Consider the following 21,490-nt stretch of genomic DNA (forward strand, 5'->3'; position numbering starts at 1 on the left):
TTGAAAAATCGTTGATATAATTTCATTTACTGTGACATTTTTCAGTAGTTTAATAGAGTAAAAAAAAGAGTCAGCCTCAACAATGAGACTGACTCTTTTTTACTAACTAGTTTAATACTTTAACTGTAACTGTTTTACGTCCCCAGCTACTTGATGAACCTTTATCTGGCATTAAAACATCAATTTTATTTCCTTTAATAGCTCCACCAGTATCACCAGCGATTGCTACTCCGTAACCTTCAACCCATACTTTTGAACCTAATGGAATGACACTTGGATCAACTGCAATTAGTTTCATGTTTGGATTTGCTGTTAAGTTGTGGCCTAAAGCTGATTTTACTTGGTCGCCTGCTTTATAACCATTTTCAAGTGGATCTGCTGTATAAGCTGTTGCTACAACACGTAACTCACGAGAAGATGATGGCGCACTTGTTTCAGTTTCTTTTGCAACAGGTTGTTGTGTGGCTGGTTTTTGAGCTTTAGCTGCTTCTTGAGCCTTAGCCGCTTCACGAGCTTTAGCTGCCTCTTGAGCTTTAGCCGCTTCACGAGTTTCAGCATCTGCCTGAGCTTTAGCTTCTTCACGAGCCTTAGCCGCTGCCTCTGCTTTAGCTTCTGCTTGAGCTTCAGCTGCTGCCTGAGCTTTAGCTTCTTCACGAGCTTTAGCTGCTTCCTCTGCTTTAGCTTCTGCTTGAGCTTCAGCATCTGCCTGAGCTTTAGCTTCTGCTTGAGCCTTAGCTTCTTCACGAGCTTTAGCTGCTTCCTGAGCTTTAACTTCTGCTTGAGCTTCAGCTACTTCACGAGCTTTAGTTGCTTCCTCTGCTTTAGCTTTTGCTTGAGTTTCAGCTACTTCACCAGCTTTAACTGCTTCACGAACTTTAGCTGTGTCTTGAACTTTAATTGCTTTTTCAACTTTAACTGCTGGTTGAACTTTAACTGGTGCTTTACCTGTTAAGTAAGGAACATGAACATAAGCTGTTTTTCCGTTATATTCAAATTGAATCCAGTCATTTTGCACTTCGTGTGTTGTTTCGATTACATCATCTTGTTTCAACTTACCAAGAATTTCTGAGTCTGTGTTTGCTCCAGCACGTACGTTTAATACGTTTGCTGTTACGTAGTAAGTATCTTTCGTATAGTCAGCGCTTATGAAAGCTTCTTTACCGCTATTCAATTTAACTTTTGACCATCCGTTTTCTGTATGTAAAACATTTACTTTATATCCATCTAATAATTTTCCTACAACTTTTGATTCAGTAGTTGGGTTTTCTCGTACGTTTAGTACGTCAGTCGTTACGATTGTTTCTGCTTTAGCAGATGTTGTGAAAATCCCAAGACCAAAAACCGCTGCTGTTGCTATACCCATAAATTTTTTCATAATAGCCTCCATTGCATTTGTTTTCGTTGACCTCATTATAGCAACCATTATTTTCTTATTTGCGAAAAACATAAAATTACAAAGCTTTCGTAACGGGGCATTAATATTCTGTAATAATTCCATAAATAACCTGATAGCGCTTCCTTATTGTTTTTTGGAGGATTAGAGCGTGTAAAACATAAAATGAGTGGTATTTCAATTTCTATAACATTAATAATATTACAGTAATGTTTCTAATTGTTTTCTGTAGTATTACAAAAATGGTGTGTTTTACTGTCGAAATGAAAAATTAGTTATAAAATAATAATATTTTTAGTTGTGGAAATATATAAATGAGGTGAAATTTAATGAAATATCGATAGAATTGTTACAAAATAAGTCGATGCATGGAAAAAATTACGCCTTGTATTTTGTCTATTACATATTATTTTTGCAATAATAGGATTCGATAATAGCCCGAGTATCTATAAAGAATGAAGAGTATTAGAAAGATAGTTGTAACGTGAAACATATATAATAGAAGAAACACAATTTGATAGGTAAATAAAAAACGTAGGAGTGTACACTCCTACGTTTTTTATTTACTCATATCGTAAACATTCAATTGGATCAAGTTTTGCAGCTTTGTTAGCTGGTAGTAGTCCGAATGCAATACCGATTAGCATTGAAATACCTACTGAAAGAAGTCCAAGTTCTTTTGAGATAACAAGTGGCCATCCGGCAAAGATTGAGACGATCCAAGCGAAGAAAATACCGAGCATGAATCCGATAAAACCACCTAGTCCTGTTAAAATACAAGATTCGATTAAGAATTGCGTTAATACTTTACCGCGTGTTGCACCAAGTGCTTTACGAATACCGATCTCACGTGTACGTTCTGTTACAGATACAAGCATGATGTTCATTACACCGATACCACCAACAAGTAATGAAATAGCAGCGATACCACCGAATACCATTTTCATCATACCGATTGATTCATCTAGTTGCTTCGTAAATTCACCCATATCTTGAGCTTCAAATTTATGCTCAAATTTAGGAGCTTTCATATCGTTTAAAACAGAAGCGGCTTGTTTTTCTACACTTTTACGTTCTGCTGGTGAAGTTAATATTAATCTTACAGAGTCATACTCAGTTACTCCTGAGATTACAGGAGCGTTTTCAAGTGATGTATAACCTTCTGACATAGCCATTCCGAAATCATTTTTCGTTTCATACACACCGACTACTTTATATGGCTTTCCTTTTATGTCAGTGTATAAATTTGATTCCCAGCCGTTAAATAATTTATTGAAAGCTTCTTCATTTAAAATAACAGCAGGAATCGCTTGCTTTAATTCACTATCATTTAATTCACGACCGTGAACTAATTTTATTTTCGCATCTGTCATGAAGGCGCCTGTTCCACCTCTTAAATCAAGAGAGACATCTTTTGAACCAGAAGATGCTTTTACTTTCATACTTACATCTGGATAAACATCTTTAACGCCTGGCACAGTTTGAAGACGTTTTAACATATCAGCTGTAATTTTGGCACTATCAGTTCCGTAATCAGGGTTGTTGTAGTAAATCGTTACTTCTGTATCTTTTCCTTGGCCTAACTCTTTTTTAAACTTTGCATTTGTACCATCACCCATTGAAATGATAGTAATAATGGCGCTAATACCAATAATAATACCTAGCATTGTTAATATAGAACGCATTTTATGAGCAAAGATAGAGGAAAGGGCCATGCGTATATTTTCACTCGTGTTCAAAATTAACCTCTCCAATCTTGGACGATATTTCCGTCACGAATTACAATTTGACGTGCTGCAGCTTCCCCGATTTCACGATCATGGGTAATCATAATGATTGTTGAGCCTTGTTTGTTTAATTCGTAAAAGAGGTCCATAATTTGTGTACTCGTTTTCGTATCAAGTGCACCCGTTGGTTCATCAGCTAAAATGAATTTTGGGTTATTTACAATTGCACGGGCAACGGCAACACGCTGCTTTTGACCACCGGATAATTCGTTCGGTAAGTGAGTAGCTCGATCCGCTAAACCAACTTTTGTTAAAGCGGCTAATGAGCGTTCACGTCTTTCTTTTTTATCGACTCCAGCGTAAATAAGAGGTAGTTCTACATTTTGAAGTGCTGTAAGTCTCGGTAATAACATGAAGTTTTGAAATACAAACCCGATTTCTTTATTACGAACGCGTGCAAGTTCGGTTTCAGACATGTTTGAAATATTTTGTCCCGCTAATTCATACGCACCTGTCGTTGGTTTATCTAAGCAACCGATAATGTTCATTAAAGTTGATTTACCAGAACCAGAAGGTCCCATTATAGAAGTGAATTCTCCTTGGTTTAGTGTTACGTCAATTCCGTGTAATATTTGAACGGACTCTGCACCATTTTGGAAGGATTTCGTGATGCCTTTTAAGTTAATCACTGGGCGACAACCTCCATACCATCTTTTAAGTCTTTTTCAGGTTTAGAGATAATTTGTTCTCCTTTTTTCACTCCAGAAACTTTTGCTTCGCTATCTGTCTCGAATTCAACAGTAATCGCTTGTTCTTTCGCTTTACCATCTTTTACAACGAAGACAACATTTTTGTCACCTTTTTTCACGATGCTGCTTTTCGGAACAATTGTACCAGTTGCTTCGCCAGATTTACTTGTTACGTAAACGTGGAAGCCGTTTTGTAATTCTTCACTATTATCTAATGTGACAGTGAATTGATAGTTAGAAACAGTTTTATTTTCGTCCATGCTCTTTAATGGTGTAGAACCAATTTCCGTTACTTTTCCTGTCCAAGTCTTACCAGCGACCGTTTTTGATGAAACAGTTACTTCTTGCCCAACTTTCATACTAGCAAGCTCATATTCAGAAAGTTGACCTTTTACTTTAAATTGACCAGCATGACGAAGAGTAATGCCACTCATACCTGTTTTTTCATCAGCAGTTTTCACGATATCATCAATTACACCATCAACAGGACTTGTTACAGAAAGAGTGTTTACTTTCTCTTTTGCTGCTTTAATCATTTCATCAGATTTTTCAACTTCAAACTTTTTCATTTCAAGTTGTGATTCTAATTGTTGCACTTCGACTTCCGATGCTTTTAATGCTTCCTGAGGAAGACCTGCATTTTTATCTTTTTGTAATTTTTGTTTCGCTGCATCGATTTGTTTTTGGAACAATGTTACTTCTTTTTGTGCGATTTTCTTTTGCATTTCTGCTTCCGTTACACCTTGTTTAGCAGTGGGGTCATTATATTTAAACAGAAGCTGCCCTTTTTTCACTTCATCGCCTTTTTTAACCGCTAATTCATACGTGCCTTTTGTTGGATCAAATGAAATAGTTTCAATTCCGTTTGGAATAACTTCACCGCCAAATTTTTGCGCGTTTTCGATTTGTTTTTCTGTTACTTTATAACTGCTATATGCCATTGCAACATCTGAACCACCACCACCAGCAAATGCAAAGTATGATCCAGCTGCAATTCCGATTGCTACTACACTAGTAATTAACACTTTATTTTTCTTCTTCATCTATTTATCACCTTTTCGTTCGTTTTAGTATCTACATTAAGTATAGAAGAGGTGAAGAATCTGACAAATCGTTTTAGCTTACAATAACCTTACAGTTTTGTAAGGTATGAATATGTAAATGTAAGGTAGAGGTTGTCCTAGCTTAAGCAAATGAATTGACTCGTTGTTTCTTTCCTACAATAATATTGTAGGAAGGAGAGGAGGAAGGAAGATGGAAACTTATTTTAGTGCGCATCCATTAAAGCCATTTATTCCATACTCAAGGCAACATGCCATTATATTATTTATTATGTTGGTGGGGATCGTTTTTTTATATCAATACCAAGATGTATTACGTCAAATTGAGTGGAATATAACGGTTCGATATGCGATTGCATTTCTATTTATAGGAAGTGAAATTGGGCTTCATATGTGGGAATGGAAAGCCGGGATTTTTGACCTAGGCACTTCATTACCATTTGAGTTATGTACGATTAGTTTATTATTAGCGTCAATTATGATTGTAACGAAAAGTTATCGCATATATGAGATTGTGTTTTTCACAGGAATTATCGGTGCATCACAAGCCATTCTAACGCCAAACTTGCAGTATGCTTTTCCGCATTTTCGTTTCATTGAATATTTCATTGCGCATGTATTGCTCATTTGGGCACCGCTCTTTATGACCTGGGTAGAAGGGTATCGTCCGACAGTACAATCTATTAAACGCACAATGATATTTTTAAACATATTGATTCCAATTGTTTCGTTTGTGAATTACAAAACGGGTGGAAATTATATGTTTTTAGCTCATAAGCCAGAAACTGCCTCATTACTCGATATGTTAGGACCGCATCCTTACTACATTATTTCATTAGAACTCGCAGCGCTTATTGGATGTTTTATTGTGTATATGCCGTTTGCAAAAAGAGAAAAACATGTACATAAAGAATCACTAGGATCATAACCTAGTGATTTTTTATGTTTGAATATTTACAATTCAGAAAATTAAGAATAAAATTAAAGGGTAAATCATAGAGAGAGAAGGGGAAAAATGGTCAAAAAAGTATTTTTGAATGGGATGGAAATGACGATTCAATTTATTATTTCGATTTTGGGGATTATTTGTTTAGGAGCACTGCCGAAATTATTTTATGGATTTGAGCTGCATGTATCAGAGTACATAAAGAGTTTAAAAGAAGTATTTTTGAACTTAATGGATCTCTCCAATTTGCAATATGTGAGAGATAAATTTTTATTCCCACAGTTGTTTGTCCATTATAAAGAGACGATTGTTATTTTTTTGGCCGCTTTTTTCATTTCATTATTTGTAGCATTTTGTATCGTTTATATGATTATGAGTAGTTCACCGCGTATACAACATCGAATTAAATCATTTCTTATCTTCCTAGAATCCATTCCAGACATTCTTCTTATTTTAGTATCACAAATTTTAGTTATATGGTTTTTTAAACAAACAGGTTTTTTACCTTTTCAAATTGCGTCAATTGGAGGCGAGTCGATTAGAGGATTGCCAATATTATGTTTGAGTATACCGACAACGATTATGTTTGTAAAAATGTTAGTGCTTCGTTTTGAAAATGAGCTAGAAAAAGATTATGTACTATTTGCTAAAGCGAAAGGGCTGAATCGCTTTCATATTTTAAATCGTCATATTTTACGAAATGTGTTGCTTAGTACACTTTTCTTTGCGAAAACGAATGTTTTTTTTATGCTATCTAATTTATATATTATAGAATGGATTTTTAATACGAGTGGTATTTTTATGTTTTTGAAATCGTATATGGGTATTAGGGTTGAGGTTTTCATCGTTAGTGTGCTGCTTATTTATATTCCGATTTTTATTATATTTAAATTGTTTCATTATCTCATTCCAGCTGCGATGAAGGAGAGATTATAATATGTGGACGTATATAAAACGCGATAAAAGATTTTGGATAAGCATTGGTTTTCTTCTCCTATTAGTTCTTTTGAGCATCGGAAATACGATATGGAATGATGGACAGATTAAAAAAGTTACACTGCAATATGATGCGGATGGAAATCCAGAAGTGCCACCGTTTTCACCTTCATTACAATTTTTACTTGGGACAGACTTGAAAGGATATGACCTTTTACATTTAGTAATTGAAGGTGCGAAGTGGACGATTGGTATATCTATTTTAATTGCGGCACTTAGAATGGTAATAGGTGTGTTTTTCGGTGTTATACTCGGAACATATATAAAAAGAGGCTTTTCGAAGATTGAGGCTTTTTTTGATAGTTTCACAGTTATTCCGACAGTTATGATTGCGTATTTCTTTCTTCAAGCTGTGAATAGATTTGGAAGTGGAGAGGAAACAACAACTTTTTTTGAAAGGGCTTCGTTCCAAGTTGTATTACTTGTACTGCTTGTGATGCCGGTTATTGCACTGTATGTGGCGAAGGAAGTTCGTAAATTACAAACGGAAGAATTTATTGATGCCGCGCGCATATTAGGTGGATCAAGAAGACATATTGTTATAAAGCACCTTTTTCCGCATCTCTATATGACGTTTATACTCGTATTTCTTCAGCAGTTTACTCAAACCTTGACTATTTTACTTCATTTAGGGTTACTTGAGGTGTTTTTTGGCGGGACAGTCCAGTTTGGTGGACCGATAGGGATAAAAGAAGTAGACTCTTACACACATGAATGGTCAGGGTTAATAGGAGTCTATTTTAGATCATTAACAGTGCATCCGTGGATTCCTCTCGTCCCAATTACATTTTTCGGGCTTACTATTTTTTCAGGAAATATGATTGTAAAAAGTATAGAAGAGGCGATGTTAAAAGTAAGGTTAGGCGGAGAGATAAAGAAGCCAGTTGTAGAAGAAGAACAATCTGTTGTGCAGTCAAAAGAAGAGTTATTTACTTTTAAACATACGATGTGAAAATAAAGAAGAAGCAAGCATAATCAATGCTTGCTTCTTCTTTTATTTCGTAGAAACTTCACCTTCAGCTTCTGTTTGCGGAATAAAGTATCCGATTATACCACCGATAATTGCCGGAACAATCCAGCCGATTCCTAAGTTATAAAAAGGAATTGTGTGTACGATATTAGCGATAAAGTTTGGAATCATTTCCACATTATCAAGTGCATGAATACAGCTAATAAGGAATGCAGCAATCATTGCTCCGATATAGACAGAAGGTTTACGTTTCGTATATTTATCAATAAATGATACAAAAATTAAAATGATTGTAATTGGATATAAAATAATTAATACAGGTAATGTAATTTTAATTAATAAGCTTAAGCCTAGGTTTGAAATGATGAAGCTAAATATACAAACGTATAGTACCAGTTTCTTGTATGAAACATTCGTTAACACTGTTGCGAAATAGTTTGCGAATGCACTTACAACACCGATTGCAGTCGTTAAACAAGCGAAAATAATTGCGATACTTAATAAAACATTACCGCTTGTCCCAAAGAATTGATACATAATCGTAGCTAATAGCTGACCACCGTTTTCAAATTGTCCTAAGTTTCCGTTTGAAGCCCCGATATAACCGAGTAAGAAATAAACAATTGTTAAGAAAAGGGCAGCAATGCTTCCGCAAATAATTGTATATTTTGCGATGGATTTTTTATCTTGTATACCGTTTTGGCGAATTGCATTTACAACAATCGTTGATAATACGAGCGCCCCAATTGCATCTAACGTTAAAAACCCTTCAAGAAATCCTTTGAAAAATGGGATGTCTTTATAGTCACCGATAGGTTCTGTGAATGATCCTGGTGAAAGAATTGCTTTTGTTGCCATAATTGCAATAATTACAAGTAAAATTGGCGTTAATATTTTACCGATATGATCTACTAATTTGGATGGATTTAATGATAGGAAGTAAACGACTGTAAAGAAAATAGCGCTAAAAGCCAACATAGAATACCATTGATCTGGGAAAAGTGGTGCAATCCCAATTTCGTAAGATACAGATCCAGTTCGTGGAATAACAAATAGTGGGCCGATTGAAAGATAAATAATGATAGCGAATACTGCTGCGAATTTTGGATGAACACGGCTTGCTAAAGTGTTAAAACTACCACCGGCAAGGGCAACAGCGACGATAGCTAGTAAAGATAAACCGACGTCTGTAATAATAAATCCTGTAATGGAAACCCACATGTTCTCTCCGGAAGAAAGACCGAGAAGGGGCGGGAAAATCATATTACCAGCACCGAAGAAAACTGCGAATAGTAGTAAACTAATCGAAAGTATTTGCGCTGGTTTTAAAGTTGTACGCATATAAAGAAAATCCTCCTAATGAGTATTTTTGTCGAAAATTCAAATAATTTGTCGAGTAACTGTTATTATTTTAAAGGTCTGATGACTAGAAAGCAAGAGGGAATTTTATAAAAATTAAAAAATAATGCATTAAATTGAATAAATATACTATTTATATGTTAATTAGGAAGGATTTAACTTTACATATAAAAAAACACACATATCGTTACGATATGTGTGTTAAAAGAAAATCTTTTTATCACGTTCTTCTTTTAAAATTTCAACTGCTTCTCGGAAGCGTTGTGAATGCACAATTTCTCGTTCACGTAAAAAGCGTAAGCTGTCATTTATATCTGGATCATCGGATAAGTTAATGAGCCATTGATATGTTGCGCGCGCTTTTTCTTCAGCTGCAATATCTTCGTATAAATCTGCGATAGGGTCTCCTTTTGCCTGAATATAAGTAGCAGTAAAAGGAACACCACCTGCATTATGATAAAATAAAGCGCTATCGTGATTAGCGTACTGTGCGTCTAATCCGGCAGCTTTCATTTGTTCCGGTGTTGCATCTTTTGTTAATTTATAAATCATTGTAGCGATCATTTCTAGGTGTGCGAATTCTTCGGTGCCGATATCGGTTAGCAAGCCAACGACTTTGTCAGGGATAGTATAACGCTGATTTAAGTAACGAAGGGCAGCAGCTAGTTCGCCGTCAGCACCACCGTACTGTTCAACTAATAATTTGGCAAGGGCTGGATTACAGGTGCTTACTTTAACCGGGTATTGTAATTTCTTCTCATAAATCCACATATTTTCTCTCCTTCATATTTGCCATGGCCAAGGACCTTTGCTCCATTCCCATGGAGCGTTAGAATAACTATTTCCAAACTGCTGAAGTGGTCCGTATTTTTCTTCCATCTTTTGTTTTAATACCCTTCGTTTATAGGAGAAGTCATTAAATTGATTAATCGCAGCAGTGTCATCTGGATGTGTATCTAAATAAAGAGTTAGTTCAACTAGTACAAAGTCTAGTTCTTGAAGCTCCAGTAAAAGTTGATAATATTCTTCTGGTAGCGATTGAGTCACGTCAGTAGTCACCGCCCTTTTTTATAAGGATTTTCATAATAGTCATAAAAAACAGGCCATAAAGTCCCTTTTTGTAATGCCTCTTTTGGTGTGAATTGCGGTAAATTTGGCGGTTGAAAACCTAAAAATAAATTAGGAGGAGTAGAATAATATTTTTTTCCGATAGGAGGACAAGGATCTTGAGGGCTGTGGTATGGCACGAATGATCTCATATATTTATTCATGAATAAACCTCCTTAACTCTTCATCACTACGTATTGTATTCAGACATAATAGGCATTTATGACACATATAAAAAAGTAATAAGTACAGGGGGAATGAATGTGGAGAATGTAAAGAATTTAATTGTGTTAGAAGTAAAGAACTTAAAGGAAACTCTGTATTTTTACGAAGGGATTTTAGGAATAAGCCCCAGTTCAGAGAGACCTCAATTAGATATAACAGGGGTTTGGTATGATGCTAATTCAATGAGAATTAGTTTTGTTATGAATCGAAGTTTAGGTGGACGTGAGAAGAGTATTACAGCTTTGTGTGATGTACTAAAATTCTCAATTTCTAACATAGAGAAGTTAAAGAAGAAATTAGATTTTTATGAAATTGTATATACAGAAAATGAGTGTACGAAGAGTATTGTAGTACAAGACCCAGATGGATATAAAGTTCAAGTGATAGAAAGAAAGGAACATAGGGAGGCGATTTGATGGAGAGAAATTACGAAGAAAGTGCGTTGTTTGAGCATAAGTTTTGGCTAAAGGTACTTAGTGATCATGCGCAATTTTTACTTGATGCGTTAGCTCCAAAGGAGAAGGAAGATATAAAGAAAGCTACTTATTTTGTTGAGACGTTTACAGGCTTTTTAAATAAAATTCATACTGTCAATCTCATTGCATTCTCAAAAGAGGCAGAGCGAGCCGCTAAGGAGATACGAACGTTTAAATTAAATATTATACAGAAACAGTTGGAGGGGAAAATTACTATTCATTTTACGCCAACTTTTATTAATCATATGGTAAATGAAGTAGAAGAGTATATAACGGTGTTAGAGTTTTTAAAGAAAGGAGAAGTTCCGCCTGTTTTTCATGAACTGCATTACCATCTCGTTTGGTTAACGGATGCGGCTGGTCATGCGGGCTCTATTTCTGGTGGGTTAGATCTTGTTGAAAAAAAATTAAAAGAGAAAAGTGAAGAATTCACGAAGCACTTTGAACAATTTTATTTAAAAGCGGTTGAAATGACCGGATATTTACGGACAGAGCTTCATCATTTTCCGGTGTTAAAGAAGTTTACAAAAGATGTTTCACTTGAACTCAAACTATTTTCGCATTTTCTACATGAAGTAGAAGAGTTAGAATTATCGAATGAAATATTAAGTGCATTATCAGCGAGAATGGCAGATCATATGGCAAGAGAGGAATGTTATTATTTATTAAAGTTAGCACAATCATCTGGACTTGAGATGCCAAAATGTAATCCACTTTAAAGAACAAGAGGTCGATTTCAGTTGGCCTCTTGTTCTTTTTTATTCTCTCTTTTTATTTTTGCTTGCTCAATACTTGCCTGTAATGTCTCCATAATATTGATGATGTTTGGAGCTGGGGAGATTGTTTCAGTTTTTTCCTGCTGTTCAATTTTGTTTTCGATTAATTCGGTAAGAGCGTCTTTATACTCGTCTGTAAATAGCTCTTGTTCGAAAGGATTTGTAAGATGATGAATTAAATTGATTGCCGCGGTGAGTTCTTGTTTTTGAATAGGATGATCTTCGTTACTTGGTAAATTAGGTGTAGTTGTTATATTGCGAATTTCATTAGGGTAATGAATGGTTTGTAACATAAGCCCATCTTCAAAGCTACGGATAATAGCTAAGTGTTGTTTTTTTCTGATAGAAATATGAATAAGACCAAGTTTATTCGTACGTTCAAGAGCTTCTTTTAATAATAAATATGACTTTTCGTGTCCCGGCGTAGGGCCTATAAAATAAGAACGGTCATAGAGAACAGAATCAATTTCGCTATTTTGGACAAAAGATATAATACGAATGGACCGTGGCTCATGAACTTTTTGCAGCTCAGCTAATTCTTTTTCATCAATAATGATGTATTTATGAGGTGCATATTCATAGGCTTTTACAATATCTTGATCATCGATTTCCTCATCCGTACAATCAGGAGCAAACTTTTTATATTTAATAGGTGTTAGGCATTCTTTATGAAGACTTAAAAATTTTATATCGTTTTCTTCTACGGCACTATATAGTTTGATTCCTATATTTAATAGCCCAAGTGAAAGTGCACCTTTCCATACGGTATGCATATGAAATTTCTCCTTTCATTTAAAAAAATAAGTATGTTTATTATGAGATAGTAAGAAATTTCATATACGTTTTTTATTTTTAGTCAAGGGTAAGCTAGATAGTTCGAGTCATAAAATGTATTGACAAGCCCTCTAAAATATTTTAATGTGATTGTATAAAATTGTGTATATAAAGGGGAGTAACTTATTACAGTAAAGTCGTCATTACAGGGAGAAACCCTCGGCTTTATTGGCAACGTTTCGTTGTTAGTGAGACCTTTACCAGCAATGGTACAGGCCCCTTATTGTCTTTTTTAGGACCCTTACCATATTTGGTAGGGGCCTTTTTGTATACAAAGAGAGGAGATAAAAAATGAAAAAACTTATTAGTAGATTAAGAGTTGTATTTCATGTCCGCAAGTTTGTTCCATTCCTATTTGACTTTTTCACTTCAAAAGAGGTTTCAATAAAGAAGAAAATTTTATCTGTTGCTTTTTTAGTTGGTTATGTGGCGATGCCGCTTGATTTAATTCCAGACTTCCTGCCGTTTATCGGTATTTTAGATGATATTGGAATTGTGTTATTCATTTTGAATCGAATTGTAAAAATGGCACCAGTGCAATTACAAGAAAAGCATAATGTAAATATTGGATAGGAGTTAAAAGAATGGAGCAAATTATTTTAGATATAATCGAGTTTTTAAAGCAGTTTTCTTATTTTGGAGTTGTGTTAGCATTAACGTTTGAATTTATTCCAGCAGAAGTAGTTTTGCCTATGGTTGGATATTGGGTGTACGAGGGAGATATGAATTTTTGGCTAGCTGTATTAGCTGGAACGCTTGGTGGAACTACAGGACCATTAACGTTATATGCACTCGGTTATTACGGTGGTCGTCCTCTATTAATAAAATACGGAAAATACTTTTTCATTAAAGAAGAACAAATTCAAAAGGCAGATGATTTCTTTGAGAAATATGGACCGGTTGTAGCATTTGTTGGACGCTTCGTTCCAGGAGTTCGAACACTAATTTCCGTTCCATGTGGTATGGCGAAAATGAATATATGGAAATTTAGCATATATACATTTGTAGCGATGTTCCCGTTAACGGCTTTGTATATATATGTAGGAATGAAATTAGGTCCGCATTGGGAAAAAGCAGCGGATATTGTTGGACAATATATGCTACCGATATTAGGAGGCGTTCTTCTTATCGTGGCTAGTATCTTTATCTATAAATTTATGAAAAAACGAAACAAAACGGAATCTATCTAGTTATTAGCATTGAGTTTTGATTAATTTTTGAAAATAGATGAATAGTACAGGCAAAAGACTCTAAAGGACATACACATATAGGGAATATAAAAGAGAGAGGGGAAACAACTATGTCTTGTGAGTGCTCAGGGTCAGCGTTAACTTGCTGTCCAGATAAAAATTATGTGCAAGATAAAGTGTGTAGTCCGTGGTCTGCTACTGTAGTTGCAACAGCAATTGATAATGTTCTCTATACAAATAATATTAATCAAAATGTAATTGGTACTGGCTTTGTGAAATATGATGTTGGACCAGGCCCAATCACTGTAGAAGCACTTGATTCTGCTGGGGCTACAATTGATACACAAACATTAAACCCAGGAACGAGTATTGCTTTTACGTATCGCCGCTTTGATAGTATACAAGTTGTGTTACCGGCAACACCTGCTGGAACGTATCAGGGAGAGTTTTGTATTACAACACGTTATCCACTTTCATAGCAGAATAGGAGAGGATCAAAATGGGAATGAGAAGTTCCAGTTTGTCTTGTTGTTCTAATAAAACGCTTGTACAAGATCAAGTATGTACAGACTGGTCTATTACAGGTGCTGGTACTCAAATTGTATATACGAATAATATTACGCAAGAAGTGTATGGTTCGGGTTATGTGAAATATGATGTAGGCGCAAATCCAATTACTGTTGATTTTTTAGTAGGTGCTACAGTAGTTGATACGATTACTGTTCAACCGCAAAGTAGCGGTACTTTCACTATACGATATTTTACTACGATTCGAATTACTACGACAGGAACAACTGTTAGTCAAGGAGAGTTTTGTATTACAGTACGTTATCCGATTTCATAAAAAAGCATACCATAAAGGGTATGTTTTTTTTATTGAGGAAGTAATGAAATTGGTATTCTATAAGCAACATGTAAATTGGCAACAGTACTTGCCTTCTAAATATAGTGAAGAATTACTTTGTATATTAATAATACTAACGGATATTAAACCTTTACCTGTGTAAGATATTGTATTGCCAGGAAACACAGTGAAAATATTAGTTACTGCTCCAACGATTTGAATTGTACTTGCTTCAGTGCTGCTAGTACTATTGTAAACCGAGACAGTACCTGATATAAGGAGTATCCCATCACTTTGCCATAGTATCATTGATTGTAATGCATCTTTGGCGGAGGGAATGGTGCTATTAGTTATGAGGAAATTCCCTGCAAATTCATTTGTTACTAGCTCGCAACTTGGATTTGGAGGAGGGGGCGGTGGACAAGGGTCTGGACAAATGATAGATAAAGGAGCGAAACAGCCAATATTTTTTTTATTCTTCAATACAACCCCTCCTTTTTAAGTTGTCTTTTACTACTATTAAATGTAGAAGCATGGCCGATGTGTTAAGAAAAGAAGAAAATGTTAAAAATTAAGATTGTCTAATAGGCTTACATCTTAACGTATCATTCATGTTATAGAAAAGAGTATATGTGAATAGACATGGGAAAAGAATGATCAGAATCTTTTAGACAAAAGGTGGTTGTATACAATAGTACGAGGAATGTGGGACTTAATTTATAATTAACTGTATATTTACAAAAATCTAATAAAATCCATTTGTTATTTAAACGTCATTAATATGCTTTAGATAAAATAGCCCTTGTAATGAATCAATTATTATGAGGAGGATTCACGTGGACAGAACTGCTTTAAGAAAAGTACAAGGCCTTATTGGATTATTAATGATTTTTGTATTGGCGTTTGTATCATTTCCGTGGAGTACATCAGTCAAAGCGGAAGAGAAGAAACAAGAAAAGATGCAGAGTGAGAAGAAGTTAGTTTTTCCAGTTGTAAGTGATGTACATATTAAAAACAGTGGAACGGATGATACGTTTCGCTGGAAAAGAGCGATTGAACAGTTTAATACACTTGCTCCAAAACAAGATGCATTTGTAATTGTAGGAGATTTTACTGATTCAGGATCGGTACAACAATATGATCGCTTCATGCAAGTGTATAATGAAAATGCAAATAAAGATGCGGTACGAATGAATTCTCTCGGTAATCATGATTATTGGAACGGCTTATCTGTAGATGGAGCGCAGAAGCGTTTCTTAGAAAAAACAGGAATGGAATCGATTTATTATCATAAAGTGGTGAAAGGGTATCACTTCCTTGTTATGTCTCCGGAAGATGGGACAACTCATGGATATTATTCAGACAAGCAAATTAACTGGTTAAAAGAAGAAATGGCAAAAGCGCAAAAGGATGATCCAGAAAAGCCGATTTTCGTATTTTTACATCAACATATTAAAGATACAGTATACGGTAGCCAAGAGTGGGGAACGAAAGATAGTGCGAAAATTAATGCAGTATTAAAAGAATACCCACAAGTCATTACGTTTTCAGGTCATTCTCATTATCCGTTAGATGATCCAAGATCAATTCATCAAAAAGACTTTACGTCTGTTGGTACATCTTCTGTAAGTTATATGGAAGTTGAAGGCGGTAAAGTACAAGGAAATATCCCGCCAGGAGCTAGTACGTTAAGCCAAGGTTTATTAGTAGAAGTAGATGATGAAGAAGTAACGATTAACCGTCGTGATTTCCATACGAATGCTTGGACGGGTGAGCCTTGGAAAATTAAATTGCCAGCAAAGAAAGAAACATTTACACATGTAGAAGACCGTGATAAAGAAAAGCCATACTTTGCTAAGGATGCAAAGCTTGCTGTATCAAATGTAACAGAAAATGCAGCAACAGTAACATTCCCGCAAGCATTGGACAACCTTCTTGTTCATTCTTATCGTGTACAAGCGAAGGATAAACAAACAGGTGAGATTAAAAATAAGTTATTAGCATTCTCAGAGTTTTACCGTGACCCAGTGCCGAAAGACCTTACGTTTACGCTTGCTGGATTAGATGGCGAGAAAACATATACACTTGAAGTAGTTGCGATTGATTCGTTTGGTAATGAAAGTGTGCAGCCGTTAACGGCTGAAATTACTACGAAAAAAGATAATATTGATCCGAATGTAAAGGTACCAAAAGCTGATATCTTCGATGTAAACTTCGCAGATGGTACATTTAAAGACAATTCACCATTTGGTACAAAAGGTGATGTGAAGGGCAATGTGACTATTGAATATGATAAAACATTGAAAAAGAGTGTTATGAAGTTAAACGGAAAAGCAAATACATTTGGGTATCTTCCGTTTTCAGCAGCACAAAAAGAAAAAGTTGCAAATTCATTTACGTTAGAAACTGTATTTTCAATGAATGAAATTCGTGGACAAGGTATTTTGCAAAATACAGAGAGCGGTGGAATTGGTTTTGAGTCTACAGGAAGTGGAAATGTTGAATTGTGGGCTCATATTGGTGGTAGTTATAAACGTGTTGGCGTTCAGTTAGAAGCGAACAAAACATATCATTTAACAGGAACGTATAATGGAAGTGAAGTAGCCATTTATGTAGATGGTAAAAAAGTAAATAGCCAACCAGCTCAAGGGAAAGTGTATCATCCAAACGTACCGTTTGCATTGGGAGCTGATCCAGATAGCAATGGAAATGGTGGCATTCCGTTAAATGGTCAAATTGCGTTAGCAAAATTATATAGTAAAGCATTAAGTTCTTCAGAAGTATTAGCAGCGTACAATGAGTTTTTTAATCGTACGAAGTTAGAGCAAGTAAACGCGTTATATGAAGAGCTAGGAAAAGTAAAAGCAGTGTTAGTTGGTACGTATGAATTTGGTGATAAGCCAGGTCAATACTCAAAGGAAGCATTTCAAGAACTAGAGAAAAGCTATAACACTGCAAAGCAAGCGTTTGAAAATATCGGAAGTACTGGGGAACAAATTATTCAAACGTATAACGAATTAAAAACAGCTAATGTAAACTTTGTACAATCTAAAGTAGCAGAAGAGCAACCAAAAACACCGAAAGAAAAATTACAAATCAACATTGAAAAGGCTAAAGCTGTCGTAAAGAAAGCGCAAGCTGCAAATGTAACGGACGGTTCAGTGAAATCATTACAGCAAAAAATTACAGTTGCAGAAGCTGTATTAAAAGATGCGAAAGTGAAAGACGAACAGGTAGAAACGATGAATCGTACGATAGAGTACGCGATTTCACTTGTTGAAAAAAGCATGAACAAATAAGAGGGAAGAAAAAGAAGCTTATCATGATAGGCTTCTTTTTTGTTATACTAAAAGTAGTATAGAAAGAGGGAGCGAATAATTTGGAACAGAAAAAGCTAAAAAGAATTCTTGAATATGTATGGATCGCGGTTGTGCTCCTTGTAGGATATTATTTATTAAAAGATAAAAGTATATGGATTCTATTTTTAATGACTTTCTTATTAGCGGGTTTAGGCACGTTATTTATTAATTTCTTCTTTGATAGTGTAAATGCGTGGAAGAAGAAAAAGAAGGAGACGAAGTAAAGGGGGAATCTATGCAAAAGTGGAAGCTTATATATTAGGTGATTATTTTCTTATTGCTTGTAAGTATTGGAGTTTTTAAATACGCTACACCAATAGGGAATTGGGCATCGCTTACAGCTTGCATCGGCATATTCATCATTTTACAATCGTTAACAAGAAAACATAATAAAACAGGAAAATAGCTCGCCGTTTCATCGGCGAGCTATTTTATTATGCTTCTTTTGTCTCATCATTTGTTTTTTCAGTAGCTAAATGACTATGCTTTCTAGAGTAGAAGAAATAGAAGCATAAGCCGACTATAAGCCAAACTGCAAAGCTAATCCATGTCGTTTTAGACAAATTGATCATTAAATATAAACAGCAAAGAATTGCGACAACTGGTAGTACAGGTACGAAAGGAGTACGGAATCCGCGTTTTAAGTCAGGATGTGTTTTTCGTAAAATAAGTACAGCACAGCAAACGAATGTGAAGGCTGTTAACGTACCGATGTTTACTAAATTCGCGAGTAAATGTAGGTCTAAAAGTCCTGCTAATAAAGCAGCAACAACGCCAGTAATCCACGTATTTAATAAAGGGATTTTCACTTTTTTATTTACGCGTGCTAACGCTTTTGGAAGTAAACCGTCGCGGCTCATCGCATATGAAACACGAACTTGTCCATACATAACGACTAAGAGAACGGTTGTCATTCCAGTCATCGCACCAATAGCGAGTAATCCTGCAATTGTATCTTCACCAACGAAATGCAATGCAAATGCAACTGGATCAGAAACATCTAATTGTGTATAAGGAACCATGCCTGTTAAAACGAAAGATACAATCATGTATAAAACAGTACAAATAAGAAGGGAACCGATAATGCCAATTGGTAAATCACGCTGTGGTTTTTTTGTTTCTTCTGCAGCGGTTGCGATTGCATCAAACCCTAAAAAGGCGAAGAATACAGTGGCAGCTCCAGTAATAATACCGTCGTATCCGAATGGAATGAACGGTGTCCAATTTTCAGGCTTTACATATTTTGCGCCTGCAACGATAAAGGCAATGATAACAGCTAGTTTAATAAGAACCATAATATTATTAATGCGTGCACTTTCACGTATACCAAAACTTAAAAGGCCAGTAATAAGAAGTAAAATACAGACAGCTGGTAAATCGATGATACCACCTTTTCCAACACCGGGGGCCGAGGCGATTATGGCGGGAAGGTGTATGTTAAATCCTTGTAGTAAAGATTGTAAATAACCAGACCACCCAACAGCTACAGCTGCAACGGCAAGTAAATATTCAAGCATTAAACACCATCCGACGATGAAGGCGACGACTTCTCCGACTGTCATATATGCGTAAGTATACACACTTCCTGAGACAGGTATAGAAGAAGCAAATTCAGCATAACAAAAGGCTACACAAGCACAAGTAAATGCAGCGATAAGAAATGATAGCATAATACCAGGACCAGAATGTTTTGCTGCAACAATACCCGTTAATACAAAGATCCCTGTCCCAATTACGGCGCCGATTCCTAAAAACGTTAAATCGAGTGCAGTTAATGTTCTATCTAGTTGCTTTGGTGATTCAGTACTGAGCGCTTTTTTTCGTAATAATGACTTCATTTTGGACTCTCCCCCCGTTTTTCATTTCCATAACTGCGAATATAGTATGAGCCCATTAGAAAAGAGTACGTAAGTAAATGGAGGTACAGTTATGGTATGTAGTTTTTTAAAGTTTCTGGATTAACTTTATTATAATTCAGAATATTTTGTCAAATAAAACTTTAACAAATAAAATCCGGATGAATAGGGGAAACTATGTGCGGAAATGGATACGGGTTAACAAATAGATTTATTTTATCCCGCATTAACGGGCAGTAAAACTCCCACCTCAAAATTCGGCTGGAGCAAAGGAGTTAGGTGGGGGTCGGGCTGCCCGTAAACGCCCGATTGGTGAGGGCTGATAATCAGTGGGGGATGAACAAAACCCCCACTGATTAAAGTTTCACTTTATATAGTAGGAGAAGATGCTATGTTATTTTATTTTGAACTTGTCGTCATTTTACTTTGTACGAAATTAGCTGGTGATATTAGCGTTAGACTCGGTCAGCCTTCTGTACTTGGTAAATTACTTGTTGGTATTATTATCGGTCCTGCGGTGCTAGGTATTATTAATAGTTCAGAACTTATTGATGAGCTTAGTGAAATTGGTGTTTTGCTACTTATGTTTATGGCGGGACTTGAAACAGATTTAGAAGAGTTAAATCGGAATTTGAAATCGTCGTTTGCAGTAGCGGCTGGTGGAATTATTTTTCCTTTCATCGGTGGATATGTGACAGGACTGTTGTTTGGATTAATGCAATCTCATGCCATTTTTTTAGGATTATTACTTTGTGCAACATCGGTTAGTATTACAGTGCAAACGCTAAGAGATTTAGGGAAGATGAATACGAGAGAAAGTACAACGATTTTAGGTGCTGCCGTATTTGATGATGTAATTGTCGTTATTTTATTAGCGTTTGTTATGAGCTTTTTAGGAACGCAAGATGTGAATATAACACTTGTCATTGTAAAGAAAATTGTTTTCTTTGTAAGTATTGTTTTTATCGCATGGAAAGTCGTTCCTTGGATTATGAAAATGCTTGTGCCGCTTCGCGTAACAGAAGCTTTAATTAGCGCGGCTCTTATTATTTGTTTCTCTTTTTCGTATTACAGTGAAATGATGGGAATTGCAGGTATTATTGGAGCATTTGCAGCAGGAATTGCCATTTCTCAAACGGAGTATAAGCATGAAGTGGAACATAAAATTGAACCGATTGCTTATGCGATATTTGTACCAGTGTTCTTCGTAAGTATCGGAATGGAAATTACATTTCAAGGAATCGGGAGTCAGCTTTGGTTCATCATCATTATGACGCTCGTTGCGATTTTCACAAAGTTAATCGGATCAGGTTTAGGAGCAAGACTGACAGGATTCAACCTCCAATCTTCTATTAGTATTGGTGCAGGGATGGTGTCACGCGGAGAAGTAGCGCTGATTATCGCAGCAAATGGACTGACGGCGAATTTATTAGCGAAAGAAAATTTCACAGCGATTGTTATTGTTGTTATATTGACAACGATTATTACGCCGCCACTTTTAAAGAAGTATTTTGTATAGAGGAGAAGAGCTTATCTGACGTAGATAAGCTCTTTTTTTATTCTAAAAAGCAATGGTCCTGTAGCATAGAAGGTTTGTAAGTATGGTAAAATCTATGTATATG

At 35.6% G+C, this 21,490-nt stretch carries 24 protein-coding genes; 13 read left to right on the top strand and 11 right to left on the bottom strand.

Features of this window, described 5'->3' with window-relative positions; translation table 11 throughout:
• Positions 1-106: 106 nt before the first annotated feature.
• The 4 genes from entC to JDS81_RS23165 form a co-directional block, all read right to left on the bottom strand.
• Positions 107-1,498, bottom strand: a complete 1,392-nt coding sequence (gene entC / locus JDS81_RS23150) for a cell wall-binding protein EntC (protein ID WP_142312419.1) — start codon at positions 1,496-1,498, stop codon at positions 107-109.
• Between the two features lie 458 nt (positions 1,499-1,956).
• Complete coding sequence (locus JDS81_RS23155; protein ID WP_002038017.1) at positions 1,957-3,108, bottom strand: ABC transporter permease; 1,152 nt, start codon at positions 3,106-3,108, stop codon at positions 1,957-1,959.
• 26 nt (positions 3,109-3,134) lie between these two features.
• On the bottom strand, positions 3,135-3,809 hold the full coding sequence (locus JDS81_RS23160; protein ID WP_000609098.1) for an ABC transporter ATP-binding protein: 675 nt from the start codon (positions 3,807-3,809) through the stop codon (positions 3,135-3,137).
• Positions 3,806-4,912, bottom strand: a complete 1,107-nt coding sequence (locus JDS81_RS23165) for an efflux RND transporter periplasmic adaptor subunit (protein WP_000728794.1) — start codon at positions 4,910-4,912, stop codon at positions 3,806-3,808. Before JDS81_RS23165 ends, JDS81_RS23160 begins: the two co-directional genes overlap by 4 nt.
• 211 nt (positions 4,913-5,123) lie before the next feature.
• Here JDS81_RS23165 and JDS81_RS23170 point away from each other — a divergent pair, with 211 nt between their 5' ends.
• From JDS81_RS23170 to JDS81_RS23180, 3 genes are all read left to right on the top strand, one after another.
• The gene (locus JDS81_RS23170) at positions 5,124-5,858 is read left to right on the top strand and encodes a YwaF family protein (RefSeq protein WP_000451311.1); all 735 of its coding nucleotides are present in this window, start codon (positions 5,124-5,126) and stop codon (positions 5,856-5,858) included.
• Positions 5,859-5,945: 87 nt separating this feature from the next.
• A complete protein-coding gene (locus JDS81_RS23175) occupies positions 5,946-6,812 on the top strand; it encodes an ABC transporter permease subunit (protein ID WP_000239653.1) in 867 nt (288 codons plus the stop codon).
• A gap of 1 nt (position 6,813) precedes the next feature.
• Positions 6,814-7,824, top strand: a complete 1,011-nt coding sequence (locus JDS81_RS23180) for an ABC transporter permease subunit (RefSeq protein WP_097953258.1) — start codon at positions 6,814-6,816, stop codon at positions 7,822-7,824.
• Positions 7,825-7,866: 42 nt separating this feature from the next.
• Here the strand turns inward: JDS81_RS23180 and brnQ2 are convergent, their stop codons facing one another.
• From brnQ2 to JDS81_RS23200, 4 genes are all read right to left on the bottom strand, one after another.
• Entirely contained in the window at positions 7,867-9,183 is a 1,317-nt protein-coding gene (gene brnQ2 / locus JDS81_RS23185; protein WP_001260922.1) for a branched-chain amino acid transport system II carrier protein BrnQ2, read from the bottom strand.
• 219 nt (positions 9,184-9,402) lie between these two features.
• The gene (gene cotJC / locus JDS81_RS23190) at positions 9,403-9,972 is read right to left on the bottom strand and encodes a spore coat protein CotJC (RefSeq protein ID WP_000265285.1); all 570 of its coding nucleotides are present in this window, start codon (positions 9,970-9,972) and stop codon (positions 9,403-9,405) included.
• A gap of 12 nt (positions 9,973-9,984) precedes the next feature.
• The gene (locus JDS81_RS23195) at positions 9,985-10,248 is read right to left on the bottom strand and encodes a spore coat protein CotJB (protein ID WP_000194492.1); all 264 of its coding nucleotides are present in this window, start codon (positions 10,246-10,248) and stop codon (positions 9,985-9,987) included.
• Between the two features lie 8 nt (positions 10,249-10,256).
• Complete coding sequence (locus JDS81_RS23200) at positions 10,257-10,472, bottom strand: spore coat associated protein CotJA (protein ID WP_001046260.1); 216 nt, start codon at positions 10,470-10,472, stop codon at positions 10,257-10,259.
• 33 nt (positions 10,473-10,505) lie between these two features.
• Between JDS81_RS23200 and JDS81_RS23205 the strand changes: the two genes are divergently transcribed.
• Together JDS81_RS23205 and JDS81_RS23210 are read left to right on the top strand one after the other, a co-directional pair.
• Positions 10,506-10,949, top strand: a complete 444-nt coding sequence (locus JDS81_RS23205) for a VOC family protein (RefSeq protein ID WP_141499396.1) — start codon at positions 10,506-10,508, stop codon at positions 10,947-10,949.
• Complete coding sequence (locus JDS81_RS23210; RefSeq protein WP_097953256.1) at positions 10,949-11,728, top strand: DUF2935 domain-containing protein; 780 nt, start codon at positions 10,949-10,951, stop codon at positions 11,726-11,728. The genes JDS81_RS23205 and JDS81_RS23210 overlap by 1 nt, the downstream gene beginning before the upstream one ends.
• A 17-nt stretch (positions 11,729-11,745) precedes the next feature.
• On the opposite strand, the gene ku is transcribed toward JDS81_RS23210, so the two are convergent.
• Positions 11,746-12,558, bottom strand: coding sequence for a non-homologous end joining protein Ku (ku, locus tag JDS81_RS23215; RefSeq protein WP_097953255.1), 813 nt, complete (start codon positions 12,556-12,558; stop codon positions 11,746-11,748).
• Positions 12,559-12,910: 352 nt separating this feature from the next.
• Between ku and JDS81_RS23220 the strand changes: the two genes are divergently transcribed.
• The 4 genes from JDS81_RS23220 to JDS81_RS23235 all read left to right on the top strand — a co-directional run bounded on the left by JDS81_RS23220 (position 12,911) and on the right by JDS81_RS23235 (position 14,653).
• Complete coding sequence (locus JDS81_RS23220; protein WP_000733839.1) at positions 12,911-13,192, top strand: YkvA family protein; 282 nt, start codon at positions 12,911-12,913, stop codon at positions 13,190-13,192.
• 11 nt (positions 13,193-13,203) lie between these two features.
• Entirely contained in the window at positions 13,204-13,809 is a 606-nt protein-coding gene (locus JDS81_RS23225; protein WP_000435005.1) for a DedA family protein, read from the top strand.
• Between the two features lie 110 nt (positions 13,810-13,919).
• The gene (locus JDS81_RS23230; protein WP_001277536.1) at positions 13,920-14,288 is read left to right on the top strand and encodes a DUF3992 domain-containing protein; all 369 of its coding nucleotides are present in this window, start codon (positions 13,920-13,922) and stop codon (positions 14,286-14,288) included.
• Positions 14,289-14,308: 20 nt separating this feature from the next.
• Positions 14,309-14,653 carry a DUF3992 domain-containing protein gene (locus tag JDS81_RS23235; RefSeq protein WP_000525817.1) on the top strand — a complete coding sequence of 115 codons (345 nt, stop codon included), beginning with the start codon at positions 14,309-14,311 and terminating at the stop codon, positions 14,651-14,653.
• Between the two features lie 57 nt (positions 14,654-14,710).
• Here JDS81_RS23235 and JDS81_RS23240 read toward each other — a convergent pair whose 3' ends face one another.
• Positions 14,711-15,136 (bottom strand): S-Ena type endospore appendage, encoded by a 426-nt coding sequence (locus JDS81_RS23240; protein ID WP_097953254.1) that lies wholly within the window; start codon positions 15,134-15,136, stop codon positions 14,711-14,713.
• 353 nt (positions 15,137-15,489) lie between these two features.
• Here JDS81_RS23240 and JDS81_RS23245 point away from each other — a divergent pair, with 353 nt between their 5' ends.
• The 3 genes from JDS81_RS23245 (at position 15,490) to JDS81_RS23255 (ending at position 18,418) form a co-directional block, all read left to right on the top strand.
• Positions 15,490-17,952, top strand: a complete 2,463-nt coding sequence (locus tag JDS81_RS23245; protein WP_142312420.1) for a LamG-like jellyroll fold domain-containing protein — start codon at positions 15,490-15,492, stop codon at positions 17,950-17,952.
• Between the two features lie 80 nt (positions 17,953-18,032).
• On the top strand, positions 18,033-18,236 hold the full coding sequence (locus JDS81_RS23250; protein ID WP_000435799.1) for a hypothetical protein: 204 nt from the start codon (positions 18,033-18,035) through the stop codon (positions 18,234-18,236).
• 38 nt (positions 18,237-18,274) lie between these two features.
• Positions 18,275-18,418 carry a hypothetical protein gene (locus tag JDS81_RS23255; protein WP_000583223.1) on the top strand — a complete coding sequence of 48 codons (144 nt, stop codon included), beginning with the start codon at positions 18,275-18,277 and terminating at the stop codon, positions 18,416-18,418.
• Between the two features lie 28 nt (positions 18,419-18,446).
• Here JDS81_RS23255 and JDS81_RS23260 read toward each other — a convergent pair whose 3' ends face one another.
• Positions 18,447-19,850 carry a branched-chain amino acid transporter BcaP gene (locus tag JDS81_RS23260; protein ID WP_097953252.1) on the bottom strand — a complete coding sequence of 468 codons (1,404 nt, stop codon included), beginning with the start codon at positions 19,848-19,850 and terminating at the stop codon, positions 18,447-18,449.
• A 409-nt stretch (positions 19,851-20,259) separates the two neighbouring features.
• Here JDS81_RS23260 and JDS81_RS23265 point away from each other — a divergent pair, with 409 nt between their 5' ends.
• Entirely contained in the window at positions 20,260-21,387 is a 1,128-nt protein-coding gene (locus tag JDS81_RS23265) for a cation:proton antiporter (protein WP_000899812.1), read from the top strand.
• Positions 21,388-21,490: the final 103 nt, after the last annotated feature.

It is taken from the genome of Bacillus cereus group sp. N31 (assembly GCF_016483245.1).
Taxonomy (GTDB): domain Bacteria; phylum Bacillota; class Bacilli; order Bacillales; family Bacillaceae_G; genus Bacillus_A; species Bacillus_A toyonensis.

Coding starts and splice junctions, on each gene's coding strand:
- entC (WP_142312419.1), bottom strand. CDS start 1,498: ATGGAATTATTACAGAATATTAATGCCCCGTTACGAAAGCTTTGTAAT.
- JDS81_RS23155 (WP_002038017.1), bottom strand. CDS start 3,108: ATGGCCCTTTCCTCTATCTTTGCTCATAAAATGCGTTCTATATTAACA.
- JDS81_RS23165 (WP_000728794.1), bottom strand. CDS start 4,912: ATGAAGAAGAAAAATAAAGTGTTAATTACTAGTGTAGTAGCAATCGGA.
- JDS81_RS23170 (WP_000451311.1), top strand. CDS start 5,124: ATGGAAACTTATTTTAGTGCGCATCCATTAAAGCCATTTATTCCATAC.
- JDS81_RS23175 (WP_000239653.1), top strand. CDS start 5,946: ATGGTCAAAAAAGTATTTTTGAATGGGATGGAAATGACGATTCAATTT.
- JDS81_RS23180 (WP_097953258.1), top strand. CDS start 6,814: ATGTGGACGTATATAAAACGCGATAAAAGATTTTGGATAAGCATTGGT.
- brnQ2 (WP_001260922.1), bottom strand. CDS start 9,183: ATGCGTACAACTTTAAAACCAGCGCAAATACTTTCGATTAGTTTACTA.
- cotJC (WP_000265285.1), bottom strand. CDS start 9,972: ATGTGGATTTATGAGAAGAAATTACAATACCCGGTTAAAGTAAGCACC.
- JDS81_RS23200 (WP_001046260.1), bottom strand. CDS start 10,472: ATGAATAAATATATGAGATCATTCGTGCCATACCACAGCCCTCAAGAT.
- JDS81_RS23210 (WP_097953256.1), top strand. CDS start 10,949: ATGGAGAGAAATTACGAAGAAAGTGCGTTGTTTGAGCATAAGTTTTGG.
- ku (WP_097953255.1), bottom strand. CDS start 12,558: ATGCATACCGTATGGAAAGGTGCACTTTCACTTGGGCTATTAAATATA.
- JDS81_RS23220 (WP_000733839.1), top strand. CDS start 12,911: ATGAAAAAACTTATTAGTAGATTAAGAGTTGTATTTCATGTCCGCAAG.
- JDS81_RS23225 (WP_000435005.1), top strand. CDS start 13,204: ATGGAGCAAATTATTTTAGATATAATCGAGTTTTTAAAGCAGTTTTCT.
- JDS81_RS23230 (WP_001277536.1), top strand. CDS start 13,920: ATGTCTTGTGAGTGCTCAGGGTCAGCGTTAACTTGCTGTCCAGATAAA.
- JDS81_RS23235 (WP_000525817.1), top strand. CDS start 14,309: ATGGGAATGAGAAGTTCCAGTTTGTCTTGTTGTTCTAATAAAACGCTT.
- JDS81_RS23260 (WP_097953252.1), bottom strand. CDS start 19,850: ATGAAGTCATTATTACGAAAAAAAGCGCTCAGTACTGAATCACCAAAG.
- JDS81_RS23265 (WP_000899812.1), top strand. CDS start 20,260: ATGTTATTTTATTTTGAACTTGTCGTCATTTTACTTTGTACGAAATTA.